The organism is Arthrobacter monumenti (genome assembly GCF_054511255.1).
Genome location: NZ_JBTNCY010000004.1, coordinates 307,459 through 323,393 on the forward strand (window position 1 = coordinate 307,459; position 15,935 = coordinate 323,393).

A 15,935-nucleotide genomic window follows, 5' to 3' on the forward strand; every position below is an offset into this window, starting at 1 on the left:
GCGAAGATCAGCGGCGGACTTCCGCCCCGGCTGTTTGGCCAGCGGGAGTTTTTCGACGTCGGCCGTGCGCAGATTCGGGGTATTTCTCCGAGCGCGGCAGCCGTCCGGGCCACCACACTGCCGGTCCGATGTCGTACGCCAGGGCGGGCACCAGCAGCGAACGGACGATGACCGTATCGAGCAGGACTCCGAACGATACGATGAACGCGATCTGGACCAGGAACAGGATCGGGATAACGCCCAGGGCGGCGAAGGTGGCCGCGAGGACAATGCCGGCACTGGTGATGACGCTGCCGGTCTTCACCAACCCGCGCAGGATGCCGGCACGAGTGCCCAGCACCGCGGCTTCTTCGCGCACCCGTGTCATCAGGAAGATGTTGTAATCCACGCCCAAGGCGACGAGGAACACAAAGCCGAACAGCGGCACGGAGGCATCGGCGCCGTCGAACCCGAAAACGTGGTTGAACACCAGCGCGGAGACGCCCATCGCCGAAGCGTAGGACAGCACCACACTGGCGATCAGCAGCACCGGCGCGAGGACTGAGCGCAACAGGAGCATCAGGATCACCAGGATCACTCCCAATACCAGTGGAATGATCGTGTACAGATCCTCCTGCGCCGCCTCATTGGTGTCCACGGCGATGGCGGTGGTACCTCCCACCAGTGCTCCCGGGTCCGTATTGGGCAGCGTTTGGCGCAGTTCACCGACGACGTCCTCAGCCGCCTCCGATTCGGCGGAGACACCCAGGGTCGCGTTGATCAAGACCCGGCCATCGCGCACCAGCGGCTCGGGTTCAGCGGGACCGGCGCCCGGGGACCCTTCCTGCCCGGCTCCTGGGGGTCCTTCCTGCCCGGCTGCGGGACGACTTTGCTGCCCGGTGACAAATGACGCTTCGGCGATGTTGCCGGTTTGTTCGACTTCGGACAGGACTTCCTGCGCCTGCTCCTCACCGGCGACGATCACCACGGGGCTGCCCGCGCCGGCGTCGAAATGTTCCGCTTGAACTTCCTGGCCGGCGACAGCGTCGGATTTGGTCAGGATCAGCTCGGATTGGGGGACACCCGAGGCCTGCAGTTGCAGCACCCCGGCGGCCGCAGCCAGCAGGAGTACGAGTGAGCTGATCCAGGTGACTCTCGGCCTGGCCGCGACGAGGGAACCTACCCGCTTCCACAGTCCCTTCGACCCTTCGAGACCGGGCGCCTGAGCATTCGCCGTGACCGCTCCCGCACCTTGGCCAGCCGTGACTGTTCCGGTACCTTGGCCAGCTGTGACCGTTCCGGAATCGCTGTCCGCGACCTTGGGCCGGAAGGGCCAGAACGCCGCCCGGCCGAACAACACCAGCAACGCCGGCAGGAACGTCAAGGCGGACAGCAGCGAGAAGACAATTCCGATCGCGGCAATGGGACCGAGGCTTTGATTGGATTTCAGTTCCGAGAAGAGCAGGCACAAGAGGGCGATAATGACCGTCAGACCCGAGGCCAGAATGGGAGCGAATGCCGCTTTCAGGGCCTTCCAGATCGCTTCCCACCGCGAGGAATAGTCGAGCAGTGCTTCCCGGTATCTCGCCACGAGCAGCAGCGAATAGTCCGTGGCGGCTCCGATCACCAGAATGCTCAGAATTCCCTGGCTCTGGCCGCTAAGGGAGATCCAGCCCCAGTCCGCGAAGTAATAGACCAGCAGGATCGAGGCGCACAGGGCAAACACCGCTGAAAACAGCACCAGGAACGGCAGCAGCACTGCCCGGTAGACGATCAGCAGAATGATGAAGACCGCGGCCAAAGCCACCGCCAGCAGGATCCCATCGATACCGGCGAAGGCCGCCACCAGATCGGCCGTCAATCCAGCTGGGCCGGTGACGTAAGCGGAAGCGCCGGACGGAACCGATCCATCCAGCACCGAGGTGAGCTCCGTAATAACTACTTCGACGTCGGCGCTCTCCGCGACCGGGACAATGTACTGCACAGCCTGGCCGTCTTCGGAAGGAATCGGCCCTGCCACGCCTCCGCCGTCGTCGACCCCAAGGACACCTTCAACGCCGGCAAGTTCCCCGCGCAATTCGGCATACCGCGGCAGCTCGGCTCGCGAAATGCCGTCTTCTGACTCAATAACGACGACGGCTGGAATGGCTTCCGAGTCCCGGAACTTGGACTGCCACTGGGAAACCTGGGTTGACTCCGCGTCGGACGGGAGGAACGAGGCCTGGTCATTGCTTGAGACCGATGAGAGCTTCCCGAACGTTGGTCCACCAAAACCAGCGGCCAGCAGCCATATGATGATGACGACGGCAGGCAAGAAAATCCGGAGCCAACGGCTGGTCTTTTTCGGCACTTCGCGCTTTTCGGATGTTTGTTGAGGAGGGCGCATCAGGGGTGCACCGCAGCAAAGCAGTATAATCTATCTTTACCGCAAAGTGTCTCCATGATGGAGATACTACATTGGAGTGATGGCATGTCAAAAGATGAACAGCAGAGCCAGGGGGAGGGGCTGGACGCGACGGCGTCTCTGCTGATCCTGCTGCAGCAGTTCACCATGGAAACCGATCGCTTCATCAACGGCCTGAGCACCAAACATCACCTGCACCGCACGGATCTCAGCGCCTTGGGGTCGGTCATGTCGGCTCTAAGGCGCGGAGAAGAGGCGACGCCGGGGAAGCTCGGCCAGGAGCTGAATCTGAGTTCGCCTGCCACCACAGCCCTCATCGACAGGCTGGACCGGGCAGGACACATCAAGCGCAGGCGCAGCGAGACCGACCGCCGCCAGGTTAATTTGGACGTTACGCCTCTCGCCCGGGAAACAGGGAAGGCGCTGTTCGGTCCGCTGAACCAGCATCTGGGTGCTGTGGTCGCCTCCTATTCGGACGAAGAAAAAGAACTTGTAACCCGTTTCGTGGCCGAAATCATTGCTGCCACGGTCCGTGCCCGGGAGGAATAAGCGGCAGCTGGACTGTAGGAACGAATGCGGGTCACTGCTGGACCCGTGGGAAGAAACTACCGCGGCTAAGAGCGTCCCCGCCGAAGGGCAAACCAGGAGGCGCCCGAGACAATAGCCAACATTCCCGCCGTCGCACCGAAAACACCGGCAACCCCTGCCGCCGCAGCGACGAAACCGACGGCGGCCGGAAGGCCGGACTGGCCAAACCGGTTGGCACTGAGCCGCAGCGCAAGCCACGTCCCGCGGGTGCCCGGCGGGGCCGCCAGGGAGATGACCGTCATCGTCAACGGTTGCCCGATGCCGAGCGCGAACCCGGCGACCACAAGGACCGCACCCAAAGCCCAGACCGGCATCGGCACCGCCAGCGCGCCGAGGGCCAAAGCAGACAGGGCGGTTGAGGCGACAATGAGTTCAGACCGGCCGATCCTGGTAACCAGTCCTCCCAGGTAGAGGCGTGACGCCATCGTGGCCACGGCCCGGACGCTCAGCAGGATGCCGATGGCGGCCGCCGGGATGCCGCGTTCGACACCGAGCGCGGGCAGGTAGACCGCGATCAGATCCACCGCGGCGAGGACCATCATGGACACCGTCATCGCGCCGAAGAGCTGCTTGCGGGCCGCCGGCGTCGTATCTGCCAGAGCATTCCTGAGCTTCTTCGGCGGGGGAGTGGCGGCCGGTCCGGTGCCCGGTTTTTGCCGGACCAGGAACACCGTCAGGACCATCATCAGCACGCAGGAAACCGTGTAGGCGGCGAAGAGCGCGGTGGTGTCGGGCACCACCTGGCCGCCGCCGAAAACGATGATCAGCGAAGGTCCGATCGCCTGTCCCGCGGAACCGGCGAACGTGTAGAGGCCGAAAGCCGAGTCAAGCTTCTTCGCGTTTCCGCGGGCGATCCTGCTCTGCTGGCCGATCACGCTCATCAGGTGGCCGAGCCCTAAAATGACGTTCCACAGCAACAGCATGGCCAGGGACGAAGACCAAAGAATAAGCCCGACGCCGGCACCCACCATGAGGACCGCCCCGATGCCGAGGACGGCGGGCTCCCGGCCGGCGTCGGTGGCCCTGCCAACCAGGACGGCGACGAAAAGCGGGACGATGGCGAAACTGGCGGCGATCAGACCGAGGTAGGCCGGTTCGACGCCCAGTTCCAACGCGCGGTACGCGGCGGCTGGCCGGACAATGTAGGCGGCGAGCTGAAGAAAAACGGCGTGGAACAGCAGTATCCACGGCCAGTTCTTCATAGTTTTATGTTGTTCCTTGTCGTTACGTTATTCCGCGCGCCGCGGTTCCTTGGCCGGCTCCCGGTCAGCATCCCGCCGCTCGGCTTCCTCATAAGCGGCTTCCTCGTCGGCGTCCCGTTGGACATCCTTGGCGGACTCGTCCGCAGCTTCCTTGGCCGCCTTGATCGGATCCCGCTTCCGGCCGAACCTGTGGATGCTGTAAATGATCAGCGCGAAAGCGATCAGCCCGGAGAAAATCATCGTGCTGCCGGTGCCCCAACCGCCCGGAAGCCACCAGTCATCATTGACCGGCCACCAATTCGGCACCGCGGGCTGCAAACCCCAAACGATGCCGACGGCGATAATCCACACTCCACCGAGGAAGCTGATGACGATCCGGGGCCACGTTTTTACGCCGAGTGCGGCCGCGTGGAAGGCCTTGACCTTGATGGGGTGCAGTTGCTTTTCGGCCCACACATATTGCTGGGAGAGGACCGCCAGGCCGGCCACCACGGTGAGCAAGCCGGGGCCGGGCAGCACCAAGGCGCCGATGCCCACGACCACCAGGGTCCAGCCGAGAATCTCGATGCCGGTACGCCTCAGCCAGCCAGGCCGTTTCCGCCGCGGGATTTCGGATTTAACCATGCCGCTCACCCATCCCGGCAAGGACAGAACCGTAACCTTCACGGTACGTGGGATAGCTGAACTCGAAACCGCTGCCCCGCAAAAGGGCATTACTGAGCCGCTTGTTTGAACCTCGTTTTGGAATCCTGCCGCCGGATGAAGGATGTGGCATACCGAGTTCAACGGCCAAGAACCCGAAAACGTCCCCTTGCACGGCCGGTTCATTGTCGACGCCCACGTAGACCGGTGCGGGCGCGTCCACGGCAGTGGTCAAATGTACGACGGCGGCAGCGGCGTCATCGCGGTGGATGCGGTTGGTGTATTGAGAGGTGAGCGGAATTTCTGCTGTCCCATTCCTTATCTGGTCAATCAGCCGCGTCCTGCCCGGGCCATAAATGCCACCGAGCCGGAGTACGACGGCGGATGGCAGGCGGGCATGCAACAGGCGCTCCGCTTCAAGCAGGATTTCCGCTGTCCCGGAGCCAGGCCCAGGTTCGGTCGACTCATCAACCCAACTGCCGTCGTCGACCCCGTAAACAGCGGTTGACGAGATAAGCAGGACCTTATGTGGTTCCACGCCGCTCTGTTCCAAAGCGTCAAGCAGGTTGCGCAATGAATCCACGTAGGCCGAACGGTAGGCGTCTTCACTGCGGCCGTCCGCGGAGGTCGCCATCACGACGATCCCGGTGTCGGCAGGCACGTGCGGGACTTCACTGGCGAGATCGCAGCGGATTCCCTCAATGGCAGCGGGCAAGACTTCCGGCGAACGACGCAGACCGACCACCCGGTGTCCGGCGTCGGCAAAGCGCAAGCCAATTTCCGTCCCCAGATCGCCGCATCCAGCGATGAGCACGGTCATGGCTGCACCACGTGCCGGCCAGCGGCCATCGCAAAGTTCCCCATGGGTCAATACTAGGGGTCATAGCGCGATCCAGTAGAGCCGGAAGACCCCGACCACGTTGCTGACGCTCCTCTTTACTGCTCCGGATCCCCGGTGTTGTAGCCGCTCAGAGGGCGCCCGCCCGCGTTGGCAGGATCATCGCTGCCATCCATCTCTTCCTCCTCAAGCGCATCGCCGAAGTCGACGTCGCCCGCGGCTTCGCCGATCGTAGGTTCTTCCGGCGCAATCTGCTCATCGCCGGCGCGGTAACGTTCCTCGGCGGTTTCGTCGCGCAACGTCTGGTCCGACAGTTCGTCCTCCGTTGTTACATCCGAAGCCGCACCGCCCGAAATCAATGGATCCTGCCGCCAATGGTCCGGGTCGTTTTCGGCGGCCTGCGGATAACTGTCGGGCTGCACCTCCTCGGACTCGACCGTATCTTCGTCGCTTTCGACAATTTCCGGCGGAACGGCGTCGACGTTCTGGTCCGGAATGCCGGTCTCGTCGTCACCGACGATCGTCAGGTCATCTTCGGGTTTCTGCTCAGTCATGATGCGCCCTTTCGACGTAGGTCAATGCCGTTCAGCGTACGATGCTAAGTATACTGACTACTCCCGTCCGGATGTCGAGAGATGGGTCATACGAATGGTAACCAACGCCGTTGAAGGCGGTATCGTTGATACATGACACGACGTTATTCTGCCCTTCTGCTGGTGCCCTTCGCCTTGTTTTTGGCGGGCTGCGGTGAGGTGGAGCAAGCCGTGAACGATGCCGCCGACGAAGCCGTTTCGGACGCGACCCAAACCGTTGAAGATGCCGCTTCCGACGTCGCCGGTGCAGCCACCAGCGAAGTCGTCAAGCAGATCTGTAAGCCACTGCAGGATGGCCAGGTCAGCGCCGAGGACCAGCAGTTCCTGTCCGGGCTTGTTTCCGGTGCTGAATCCGCCGGGGTCCCGGACGGCATCGTCGATCCGCTGCGTGAGATCGCGGAGGCGGGAGACCAGGTTCCGGCGGAGTCCGTTGAGGCGCTCCGCGGGAAGTGCGACGCAAACTCAGGGAAGTAGCACAACAATAAACCATCCGCCGCTACGGTGAGCGGGAATCCTCCTCCAGCAACCAGGACTGACATGAATGTAGATGTCGAGACCGCGATTGATATCCAACGTTCCCGGTTGGAGGTGGCAGCGTTCGCTTCCGATCCCAACAACGCCACGATCTGGTACAAGAACATCAAGACCGTGGAATGGGTGACAGAGAAGCCGCTCGCCGTCGGATCCAGGTTTTCCTTCGTGGCGCATTTCCTCGGCCGGCGCCTTGCCTATACGTACCAAGTCCGAGAGTTCGAGCTTGGCGAACGGTTCGTCATGAGTACGACTGAGGGCCCCTTTCCCATGGAGACGATCTACCGCTGGGCGGATGCACCAGACGGCGGAACCCACATGACCCTGATCAACCGGGGCGAACCGTCGGGTTTCTCGAAGCTGGCGGCGCCGCTGATGTCAGTGGCCATGCGCCGTGCCAATAATAAGGACCTGAAGAAGCTCAAGAAGATTCTGGAAGCTCAGTAGCTTCGGTCTGGTCATCCTGACTGGCGGTGGGTGATTTCCGATGCCGTGTGGCCTTCGGGTGGCTTCCGCCGGCGGCAACGAAAATTCGCTCGTTCCTCACGAATTATTAAAGCCGCCTCACGGAAGCCAGCCCTTCGGCATTTGTGCCGCTCGCTGCCAATGGATAGGTATATGCCACCTCGTCGTCCACAACATGGAACCAATGGCCGACAAATCAACTTTTCGTTATCGTTTCGTGATATGTATCCATCCAGATATTCGAATACTGTCGGTGGCGAGTCGTAGCGTTGGTGACATGAAGAACGCAGCAGGTTTCAGCACCGGATCCGGCACCGACGCCGGCCCCGCTGCTGCTGCCCTGCCTCGTTCGACGGCCGGCACTCATTCGACAGCCGCATCCCGCGCCGCCACAGATTCTGTTCCCGGCGCTGGTTCTGTTGTGTTGGAGGGGATGGCGGATGAGTTGCGGGTGCTTTCGCATCGGGCGGCTGCGGGCACCGCGGGCGTGGTGGAGGCTGGTGAGGCTGCGTTGTTCGCGCACCGGGTGGAGGAACTCTCCCGGACCGTGGAGCATTTGCAGGTCGTCGCGGCCGGACGGCTCGAACAAGTCCGCTCCGACGCCGAATCGGACGGTAAGACCACGTCTTGGGTGAGTGCGGATGGGAAGGTGCAGCAGGAATACCGGCATACCGCCGACTACCTCCGCGCGGCGCTGCGGATTGGCCGCAGCGAAGCGGCCAAACGGGTCCGCCTCGCCGCGACCCTGCTGCCCACTACGGGGATGACGGGGGCCCCGGTTCCGCCGGTGCATGAACATTTGGCGGAGGCGATGGCCGATGGCGACGTCTCCACCAGGGCAGCGGTCGCGGTGACGACGGTGCTGCGGAAAGCCAAGCCGTTGGCCGATCCTGCCACCCTGGCGCGGATGGAGGAGTCGTTGACGGCTACCGCCGCGGAACAGGACCCGGATTTCGTCAATATCGCCGCGGCCCGGTGGATGAACCACATCGACCAGGACGGCGCCGAACCGTCCGAGGAAGTGCTGCGGCACCGGCAGGGGATCTTCACCCGCAGCAAACGGGCCGGGCTGCATCACTTGGAGATCTTCGCCACCGACGACCAATACGAGCACTTGATCACCACGGTCAATACCGCCGCGAACCCCCGCGCCCGCGGCTGCGGCACCGACGACCCCACGCCTGCAGATAGCAATCGAACCGGCAAAGATGAAGCCAGTGCTGCGGCCGATGCGGGTGTGGTGGATGGCCGGTCGCGGCCGCAGAAACTGCTCGATGGTCTCGTCGCCGCCTGCAAAGCCGCCCTCGCCGCCGGTGGGATGCCGGCCACGGGCGGGCACCGGCCGCAGGTAATGGCCGTGATCGACTACCAGGACCTGATCAACGACCTCGACCTTGACTCCGGCACGGGTTCGTACACATACACCGGCCCGGTCACCGCGCAGAACATCCGCAAACTCGCCTGCGACGCGGAAATCATGCCCGTCATCCTCAGCACCGAGGGCCGGATCCTCGACGCCGGCCCCGGTCAACGCCTCTTCCCGCCGCACCTGCGCAAAGCACTCATCGCCCGCGACGGCGGCTGCGCGTTCCCCGGCTGCTACATGCCCGCCTCCTGGTGCGAAGCACACCACATCGACTACTGGTCCAAGAACGGTGCCACCAGCACAGACAACGGTGTCCTGGCATGTTCGTTCCACCACCACCTGATACACAAGGAAAAATGGCGGATCCACGTCGAAAACGGGGTCCCCTGGTTCATCCCACCCCAATACGTCGACCCGTACCAAAAACCATTACGGAACCACTACTTCGACCGGAAACCCCACACAACCGGCCACCACCAACCACAACTCCCGTTACTCGCCATGGGGTAGAGCTATGTCCTTTGCCGCTGACCGGCCGATACTCTTTGGGCTGGGATGTGCCATGACGACCTCAAGGCGGCTCTCGCAGTGCTCGTCGGACGGTAACTACTGCACATCATTGAGGCGACGACGGGCGCGCCCGGCCTCACGTCTCGCATCTTTGGCGGCTCGGACGGCGTCATCTTTCTCGTCTTCCAGGGATCCGAATTCCCGGTCTGCATCCTTGCTGTTCCGTTCGAGTTTCCGCAGCTGCTTCTTCAGCTCTGCGATTTCCGCCTCCAGCTGCTCTTGCCGGGACACGGCTTCCTCGTACCGCTTCTCGGTTTCCTCCTGCTCGGACTCTGCCTCTTCCACTCGACGCTCGGCTTCTTCGAGCTCAGCTTGGGCTTGTTCTTTGCGCCGCCCTTGCTCCTTGGCCTCCGCAGCTTTCCCGTCGTCCCGCTCAGTCTTCTTTGCACTGCCGGTATTCCGATCGGACTGCTTGTCCTGGCCGTCTTCCTGGGATGGTTCCTTGGCCTTACCCTTGGCCGCACCTTTCTTCTTGGACGGTTTGGGGGCGACGGCGGTGCGCCCGACGGCTTCCGGAACGGCGACTGCACCGGACAGATCCACCGGTTCCCATCCGGTTGAAGACAAGGACCGGGACAGCTGGCCACTCGCTACGGCGTCGGCGGCGTCGGTGTCTGCCATGGCGGCCCGCAACGTCTGCTCCACTTCCGATGCAACCGACTCACTGGCCTTCTGCCCCAGCTCCTCGGCGAGTTCACGTCCGTCCTTCACCACGGAGGCCAGGAGGCGATGCCGTTGATCAGTCAGCTCTTTCAACTGTTTCTGGTCCAGATCTTCCTGTGCCTGCCGCAGCGACGCTCCCAATTCGAGGACCTCGTCAATCTCCTCCCGCCGGTGTGCAACGAGCATGTTTACCAGCCATGCCGACGTCGAGGGTTTGGGCAATTGACGGACCTGCTTGGCCAATTCCTTGTCGCCGGACCGGCCGAGCTCCTTGGCCTGCTTGTTCCGGGCCGCGGTGAATTCTCCGGGCAGTAGAGCATAAAGTTCGACGGCGGCGGTTGCCAGATCCATAACCTCTCCTACAAGTCAGTCGCGGATGCGCACGGCGGTTTCACGGAGGTACTGGTCGACACGCGAATAGGCGTCCCGGGTCAGGGCTTTCCACAGTTCGAGTGCCAGCGGCGGATTTTCCTTCTCAAGTTCCTGCATGGCTTCCGAAGTGAGCACCATCAGCTGCACAGGCCCAACTGCCTTGACCGTCGTCTCCTGCCGGTCGTCACTGCCGAGCGCGAGTTCGCCGAACGTCATGCCCGCGGTCAGTGTCGTCAGTTTTACCCGCCCTTCGGGCCCCGGCACGGTGCTGGTCGTCTTCCCGGAAACGATGAAGAAGACCCCGCCAAAGCGCTGCCCGACGCGGCGGATGACATCGCCGTCGTCGTACTCTCTGGGTTCCATCAGCGACTCGAGGATCTCTGCATCCTCACGCTCCAACGGGCTCAAGACGGGACTGTCGGCAACCCTGACGACGCCGGGGACCTCCAACTCCAGCCCATACCGCGCGATCAGTTGATTCTCCGACCACTCGACGGCGGCGCTGCGGGTCTCGAATGTCGGCACCTCACGGTCCACATCCTTGAACGTTTCCGCCAGCGTTCCCTCGCCGTCAATCAGCACCAATTCACGATCGGCGTCGGTCAGTTTCTGCCGCACATCAGCGAGCATCCGCAGCGAGACATCTGCCACCTCGTCCACCCGGCGCAGGTCCAGGATGACGTGTTCGACGTCGTCGGGCAGGGCGCTGATTTCCCGCACCATGGACTCGGCGCCGGCGAAGAGCAAGTCACCATTGAGTTCTATGACGGTGGCCCGGTGGCCGTGGTCCTCGAGGACCTGCGCGACCTCGTCATTGCGGCGGATGCCCGAGGGGGAGCGGGTGATGTCATACGTGGAACGGATGGCCGAACGACCCGTCCGCCCGGCGCGGACGAAGTGCAGCTCCATGTCGCGGGAGATCCGCTGGCAGGTGGCGATGCCGCGGACGCTCGAACCGTGTTCGTCCAGTGGCGGGGAGTAGACGGCCAGTCCCAGTTGGCCGGGAAGGACCGCAATGGTGCCGCCGCCGACTCCACTCTTGGCCGGCATGCCGACGGCACTGACCCAGGCGCCGGCGTCGTCGTACATTCCGCAGGTGATCATCACCGAGAGCACCCGCTCAACCTCGCTGATGTCGAGCACCTGCTGTCCGGTCAGCGGATTTTCGCCGCCGTTGGCCAGCGAGGCGGCCATGATCGACAAGTCGCGGCAGTTCACCATTACCGAGCATTGGCGGACGTAGTCCTCCAGCACCGGTTCCGGGTCGCTCTCGATGATGTCGAACGAGCGCAGCAGGTAGGCAAGGGCGTGGTTGCGGTGTCCGTGGGCGAGTTCGGACTTGTATACGCGTTCGCTGACATCAAGCGGCCGGCCCGCAAAGGCCGAGTAATTGTTGAGGATCCGCTTGAACCGGTTGCTGCTGCCGGCGCTCTTGACCAGCGAGGTGGCGGTGAGTGCGCCGGCGTTGATCATCGCGTTTTGCGGCCGGCCGGTACCTTTGGCCAGGGAAATCTCGTTGAAGGATTCGCCGGAAGGTTCGACGTCGATCTTCTCGTCCACCGCTTCCATGCCCCGGTCCGCCAACGCCAATCCATACGTGAATGGTTTGGAGATCGACTGGATGGTGAATTCCTCGTCCGTCTCGCCGACCTCGTAAACATAGCCGTCAACGGTGGCCAGGCAGATACCGAAATTGTCGGGATCCACTTTGGCCAGGGCGGGAATGGTGCTGGCCGGTTTCCCGTCCCGCAGTTGGACAATCTCGTCGTGGATCCTCTGCAAATAGGTCTGGATGGGCGATTCCATGGAAGCAACACTATGTGGAATCGAACTCCATGACAGAAAGAGACGCGGGCGGCGGTGCGATGCCGATGCCGTATCGTCAAGAGCTGTGGATCCATCGCGATTCCAGATAGAGGAGCAACGATGACGAGTACTGATCTGATGAGCCTTGGCGTGATGTCGACATCGCGGAAACGGGACGAGCGGCGGCTGCCGATCCATCCGAGGCATTTCGAGCGTATCGACAAGGATCTGCGTGACCGCATGACGCTGGAACGCGGCTATGGTGAACGGTTCGGGCTCTCCGACGCCCAGCTGGAGCCGTTGGTGGGCCGGATCGCTTCCCGTGAGGAGGTCCTGGCCGGATCCGACATTGTCCTGTTGCCAAAGCCACAGGCCGCTGATCTTGCGGAGTTCTCCGATGGACAGATCCTGTGGGGATGGCCGCACTGCGTCCAGGACCGTGACGTCACACAATTGGCCATCGACAAGCGCCTGACGCTGATTGCCTTTGAAGCGATGAACCACTGGACCGTCGGTGGTGGCTTCGCCCTGCACGTCTTCCACAAGAACAACGAGCTCGCCGGCTATTCATCTGTGCTGCACGCCCTCGAGCTGTGTGGCCAGACGGGCGACTACGGGCGCCGGCTGAGCGCCGTAGTCATCGGGTTTGGCGCCACCGCACGTGGGGCAATTACGGCGCTGAACGCCCATGGTGTCCACGACGTGCAGGTGCTGACGAACCGGAACGTGGCCGCGGTAGGATCGCCGATCCATTCGGTGCGGATCGCCCAGTTCGACCACGACCCGGACGACCAGTACAACAGCAGCGTGATCACCGACCGTGGCCGCGTTCCGCTGGCGCCGTTTTTGGCAGGCGCAGACATCGTCGTCAACTGCACACTGCAGGATCCGAACGCTCCGTGGATGTACCTTCGCAACGACGACCTTGGCGCGTTCGAACCGGGCAGCTTGATTGTGGACGTCTCATGCGATGAAGGGATGGGTTTCGAATGGGCGCGTCCGACGTCGTTCGCCGACCCAATGTTCGAAGTCGGAGACCACATCCGCTACTACGCCGTCGACCACACCCCGTCGTATCTGTGGGATTCGGCCTCGTGGGAAGTCAGCGAAGCGCTACTGCCGTTCCTGCGGACGGTGATGGAAGGACCGGCATCGTGGGACAAGGATGACGTGATCAGCCGTGCCATCGAGATCCGCGACGGCGGCATCGTCAACCCTGCGATCCTGGAGTTCCAGGGGCGCTCACCGGAGTACCCGCACCTTACCGATTCGAGTCAGGCACAGCACCAGTAGATTCCCGGATGTTGAGCCGGGTCGCGAGTTCGACGCGGCGCGAATCCAATGCCTTGCCGTTGACCTGCTGCAGTAGTGAGCGCAAAGCCGCTGCGCCCATCTCCTGCAGGGGTTGGGACACCGAAGTCAGTTTGGGTATGGCTTGTTCGGCCAGATAAGTGTCGTCGAAACCGACCAGACTCAAATCCCGGGGGACATCAATGTTCTGGCGGCGTGCTTCACCGAGAACTCCGACGGCGATGGCATCACTGGCCGCGAAAATGGCGGTGGGCGGGGATTCGAGTGCAAAGAGTTTTCGTGCGGTTTCGGTGCCGTGTTCCGGCTTGAACTGGCCGTGCACTATATAGTCCTGGTTAATGTCGATGCCCTCAGTTTGCAGAGTCGACATGTATCCATGGAGCCGGGCCTGGTTGCATTCCGACCTTTCGACACCACCGATGTAAGCGATGCGGCGATGGCCCAGGTCCACCAAATGTTGAGTGGCCGCCTTTCCGCCCGCCCAATTGGTTGCCCCCACGCTGACTATCTTTGACCCCGGAGGGTTCATTGGATCGATTACGACAACGGGAAGGCTGCGGCGCTGGAACGCCCTCAACTGCGATTCCTTGAACGCTGAAGTGACGACCACCATACCGCTGCGCCCGTAGTCAATCATCCGTTGTGCATGTTGCTCCGGGGTGATCCGTGACGGCATGTCGGCGCCTATGCTGCTGACGACGACGTCGACGTCGATCCCGGCTGCGTACTTCAATACTCCGTTGAGGATTTCGGTGCAGTAGGCGGACGTGACGGAATCAAGCACGAGCTCGATAGTGAGGTTCTCCGGAACTATCCGGCGCTGAACCGGCGAGCGATAGTTCAGCTCTTTGGAAATTCTCAGCACTTTTTCACGGGTGCTGTCTGCGACATCACTGCGCCCGTTGATGACCTTGGAGGCCGTAGGAGCGGAAACTCCTGCCAGCTGGGCAATGGTCTCCAGCGTTGGCTTGGATTGTGCAGCTGCATCGATCGTCACTACATCTCCTGTGATGTTCGAAAGGTTTCGTTAAGAGCTACCACGGAACTGGCAGGTAGTCCACGGTATTGATTTCGTATAGGTTATAAACTTTTTGTCAAAATCCCTTGACCCTCACAATCAATCGCGGTTTAGTGGACGGTGACCCACTTCACTACAGCTCGAAAACTTTCGAAAACATGAGCGGCTTTCGGGGTCCGATGAATGGGATTGCCAGTGCAAAGCGAACGCGACACGAAACGGATGTAAAGATGAAGACTCGAAAGACGCGCTCGATGGCCACCGCCATCGCCGCAGCGACTCTGTCCATTAGCTTGGCCGCGTGCGGTTCGAGTGGTCCATCAGGCGCCGGAGGTGGTGGGGGCAACGGGGAAACGACTATGTGGTCCCTGACCGGTGGTCCGGAACCGGTGTATGAGGCGTCCGTCGAGCGCTGGAATGAAAGCAATCCGGAACAGCCCCTCAGCATAAACTTCTTTGCCAACGACGCTTACAAAAACAAGATTCGTACCGCCCTCGGAGCCGGGGAAGCACCCACATTCATCTTCGGGTGGGGCGGCGGGACCCTCGAATCCTATGTGGAAACCGACAAGGTCATGGACCTGACTGGGTTTCTAAACGACAACCCGGAGGTCAAGAACCGCTTCCTGCCCTCGGTTCTTGAAAACGGCGTCGTTGATGGCAAGAACTACGCTGTGCCCAACAACAGCATCCAGCCAAAGGTCCTCTACTACAACAAAGACTTGTTCGAGCAAGTAGGCGTCCAACCACCCGAGACCTGGAACGACTTGATGGCACTGGTACCGAAATTCCAGGAGGCCGGGATCGCCCCGATTTCACTAGGCGGACAGTCCAAATGGACCAACTTGATGTGGCTCGAGTACCTGGTCACCCGGATTGGTGGAAGTGAGGTCTTTGACAAGATCGTCTCCAACGAGCCTGGCGCCTGGTCCGATCCGGCTGTGCGCGAAGCGCTGACCAAGATCCAGGAGCTGGTCGAGGCCGGCGGCTTCATTGACGGGTTCTCGTCTATCGCTGCCGACAGTGGTGCCGACGTCGCTCCGCTCTACACCGGCAAGGCGGCCATGCTGCTGCAAGGTTCCTGGGTCTATACGGATATGAAGACGGCCGCCCCGGAGTTCGTTGAAAGCGGCAAGCTTGGTTGGATGGAATTCCCCGCAGTCGAGGGTGGCGAAGGGGATCCTGACAGTATCGTCGGCAATCCGTCCAACTTCTGGTCCGTTGACTCCGACGCCACCGAGGCACAGGAGAAGACGGCCAAGGAATACATCAAGAACACGCTGTTCGATGACGAATATATCCAGGGCATTATCGAAACCGGCGCTGTCCCGCCGGTCACCGGTATCGAAGATGAACTGCAGGAGTCCCCGGACAGCGACTTCCTGACTTTCGCCTACGAAATGGCCAAGGATGCTCCCAGCTTCCAACTGTCATGGGACCAGGCGCTGACGCCTGAACAGGCGGATAAGATGCTCACCAATCTGGACCTCATCTTCCTGGGTGAGATCACGCCCGATGAGTTTATCGATCAGATGAACGAAACGATCAAGCCAGGAGCCGGTCAGTAGTGAGTACACAAACCAGTAC

General features: G+C 61.9%; 14 protein-coding genes. 6 read left to right on the plus strand and 8 right to left on the minus strand.

Features of this window, described 5'->3' with window-relative positions:
- Positions 1 to 7: 7 nt before the first annotated feature.
- Positions 8 to 2,365, minus strand: a complete 2,358-nt coding sequence (locus ACX80B_RS07985; RefSeq protein WP_459294856.1) for an MMPL family transporter — start codon at positions 2,363 to 2,365, stop codon at positions 8 to 10.
- 84 nt (positions 2,366 to 2,449) lie between these two features.
- Between ACX80B_RS07985 and ACX80B_RS07990 the strand changes: the two genes are divergently transcribed.
- Positions 2,450 to 2,932, plus strand: coding sequence for a MarR family winged helix-turn-helix transcriptional regulator (locus tag ACX80B_RS07990; RefSeq protein ID WP_459294858.1), 483 nt, complete (start codon positions 2,450 to 2,452; stop codon positions 2,930 to 2,932).
- 65 nt (positions 2,933 to 2,997) lie between these two features.
- Here the strand turns inward: ACX80B_RS07990 and ACX80B_RS07995 are convergent, their stop codons facing one another.
- From ACX80B_RS07995 to ACX80B_RS08010, 4 genes are all read right to left on the minus strand, one after another.
- Positions 2,998 to 4,173: an MFS transporter gene (locus ACX80B_RS07995; RefSeq protein WP_459294860.1), complete on the minus strand. Its 1,176-nt coding sequence runs from the start codon at positions 4,171 to 4,173 to the stop codon at positions 2,998 to 3,000.
- A gap of 27 nt (positions 4,174 to 4,200) precedes the next feature.
- Positions 4,201 to 4,797, minus strand: a complete 597-nt coding sequence (locus ACX80B_RS08000) for a PGPGW domain-containing protein (protein ID WP_459294862.1) — start codon at positions 4,795 to 4,797, stop codon at positions 4,201 to 4,203.
- Positions 4,790 to 5,635 (minus strand): SDR family oxidoreductase, encoded by an 846-nt coding sequence (locus tag ACX80B_RS08005; RefSeq protein WP_459294864.1) that lies wholly within the window; start codon positions 5,633 to 5,635, stop codon positions 4,790 to 4,792. The genes ACX80B_RS08000 and ACX80B_RS08005 overlap by 8 nt, the downstream gene beginning before the upstream one ends.
- 116 nt (positions 5,636 to 5,751) lie before the next feature.
- Positions 5,752 to 6,207, minus strand: a complete 456-nt coding sequence (locus ACX80B_RS08010; RefSeq protein ID WP_459294866.1) for a hypothetical protein — start codon at positions 6,205 to 6,207, stop codon at positions 5,752 to 5,754.
- 132 nt (positions 6,208 to 6,339) lie between these two features.
- On the opposite strand from ACX80B_RS08010, the gene ACX80B_RS08015 reads away from it, so the two are divergent.
- The 3 genes from ACX80B_RS08015 (at position 6,340) to ACX80B_RS08025 (ending at position 9,118) form a co-directional block, all read left to right on the plus strand.
- Positions 6,340 to 6,720, plus strand: coding sequence for a hypothetical protein (locus ACX80B_RS08015; protein ID WP_459294868.1), 381 nt, complete (start codon positions 6,340 to 6,342; stop codon positions 6,718 to 6,720).
- 63 nt (positions 6,721 to 6,783) lie between these two features.
- Entirely contained in the window at positions 6,784 to 7,224 is a 441-nt protein-coding gene (locus tag ACX80B_RS08020) for an SRPBCC family protein (protein WP_459294870.1), read from the plus strand.
- A 295-nt stretch (positions 7,225 to 7,519) separates the two neighbouring features.
- Complete coding sequence (locus tag ACX80B_RS08025) at positions 7,520 to 9,118, plus strand: HNH endonuclease signature motif containing protein (RefSeq protein ID WP_459294872.1); 1,599 nt, start codon at positions 7,520 to 7,522, stop codon at positions 9,116 to 9,118.
- Positions 9,119 to 9,214: 96 nt separating this feature from the next.
- Here the strand turns inward: ACX80B_RS08025 and ACX80B_RS08030 are convergent, their stop codons facing one another.
- Together ACX80B_RS08030 and glsA are read right to left on the minus strand one after the other, a co-directional pair.
- Complete coding sequence (locus tag ACX80B_RS08030; protein ID WP_459294874.1) at positions 9,215 to 10,192, minus strand: hypothetical protein; 978 nt, start codon at positions 10,190 to 10,192, stop codon at positions 9,215 to 9,217.
- Between the two features lie 15 nt (positions 10,193 to 10,207).
- On the minus strand, positions 10,208 to 12,019 hold the full coding sequence (gene glsA / locus ACX80B_RS08035) for a glutaminase A (protein ID WP_459294876.1): 1,812 nt from the start codon (positions 12,017 to 12,019) through the stop codon (positions 10,208 to 10,210).
- A gap of 120 nt (positions 12,020 to 12,139) precedes the next feature.
- Here glsA and ACX80B_RS08040 point away from each other — a divergent pair, with 120 nt between their 5' ends.
- On the plus strand, positions 12,140 to 13,312 hold the full coding sequence (locus ACX80B_RS08040) for a N(5)-(carboxyethyl)ornithine synthase (RefSeq protein ID WP_459294878.1): 1,173 nt from the start codon (positions 12,140 to 12,142) through the stop codon (positions 13,310 to 13,312).
- Here the strand turns inward: ACX80B_RS08040 and ACX80B_RS08045 are convergent.
- Complete coding sequence (locus ACX80B_RS08045) at positions 13,281 to 14,327, minus strand: LacI family DNA-binding transcriptional regulator (RefSeq protein WP_459294880.1); 1,047 nt, start codon at positions 14,325 to 14,327, stop codon at positions 13,281 to 13,283. The genes ACX80B_RS08040 and ACX80B_RS08045 overlap by 32 nt on opposite strands.
- Positions 14,328 to 14,578: 251 nt before the next feature.
- On the opposite strand from ACX80B_RS08045, the gene ACX80B_RS08050 reads away from it, so the two are divergent.
- Positions 14,579 to 15,916, plus strand: coding sequence for an ABC transporter substrate-binding protein (locus ACX80B_RS08050; protein ID WP_459294882.1), 1,338 nt, complete (start codon positions 14,579 to 14,581; stop codon positions 15,914 to 15,916).
- Positions 15,917 to 15,935 lie beyond the last annotated feature (19 nt).

What these genes read in the sequence shown, in the direction of transcription:
- ACX80B_RS07985 (WP_459294856.1), bottom strand. Translation starts at nt 2,365, where the DNA reads ATGCGCCCTCCTCAACAAACATCCGAAAAGCGCGAAGTGCCGAAAAAG.
- ACX80B_RS07990 (WP_459294858.1), top strand. Translation starts at nt 2,450, where the DNA reads ATGTCAAAAGATGAACAGCAGAGCCAGGGGGAGGGGCTGGACGCGACG.
- ACX80B_RS07995 (WP_459294860.1), bottom strand. Translation starts at nt 4,173, where the DNA reads ATGAAGAACTGGCCGTGGATACTGCTGTTCCACGCCGTTTTTCTTCAG.
- ACX80B_RS08000 (WP_459294862.1), bottom strand. Translation starts at nt 4,797, where the DNA reads ATGGTTAAATCCGAAATCCCGCGGCGGAAACGGCCTGGCTGGCTGAGG.
- ACX80B_RS08005 (WP_459294864.1), bottom strand. Translation starts at nt 5,635, where the DNA reads ATGACCGTGCTCATCGCTGGATGCGGCGATCTGGGGACGGAAATTGGC.
- ACX80B_RS08010 (WP_459294866.1), bottom strand. Translation starts at nt 6,207, where the DNA reads ATGACTGAGCAGAAACCCGAAGATGACCTGACGATCGTCGGTGACGAC.
- ACX80B_RS08015 (WP_459294868.1), top strand. Translation starts at nt 6,340, where the DNA reads ATGACACGACGTTATTCTGCCCTTCTGCTGGTGCCCTTCGCCTTGTTT.
- ACX80B_RS08020 (WP_459294870.1), top strand. Translation starts at nt 6,784, where the DNA reads ATGAATGTAGATGTCGAGACCGCGATTGATATCCAACGTTCCCGGTTG.
- ACX80B_RS08025 (WP_459294872.1), top strand. Translation starts at nt 7,520, where the DNA reads ATGAAGAACGCAGCAGGTTTCAGCACCGGATCCGGCACCGACGCCGGC.
- ACX80B_RS08030 (WP_459294874.1), bottom strand. Translation starts at nt 10,192, where the DNA reads ATGGATCTGGCAACCGCCGCCGTCGAACTTTATGCTCTACTGCCCGGA.
- glsA (WP_459294876.1), bottom strand. Translation starts at nt 12,019, where the DNA reads ATGGAATCGCCCATCCAGACCTATTTGCAGAGGATCCACGACGAGATT.
- ACX80B_RS08040 (WP_459294878.1), top strand. Translation starts at nt 12,140, where the DNA reads ATGACGAGTACTGATCTGATGAGCCTTGGCGTGATGTCGACATCGCGG.
- ACX80B_RS08050 (WP_459294882.1), top strand. Translation starts at nt 14,579, where the DNA reads ATGAAGACTCGAAAGACGCGCTCGATGGCCACCGCCATCGCCGCAGCG.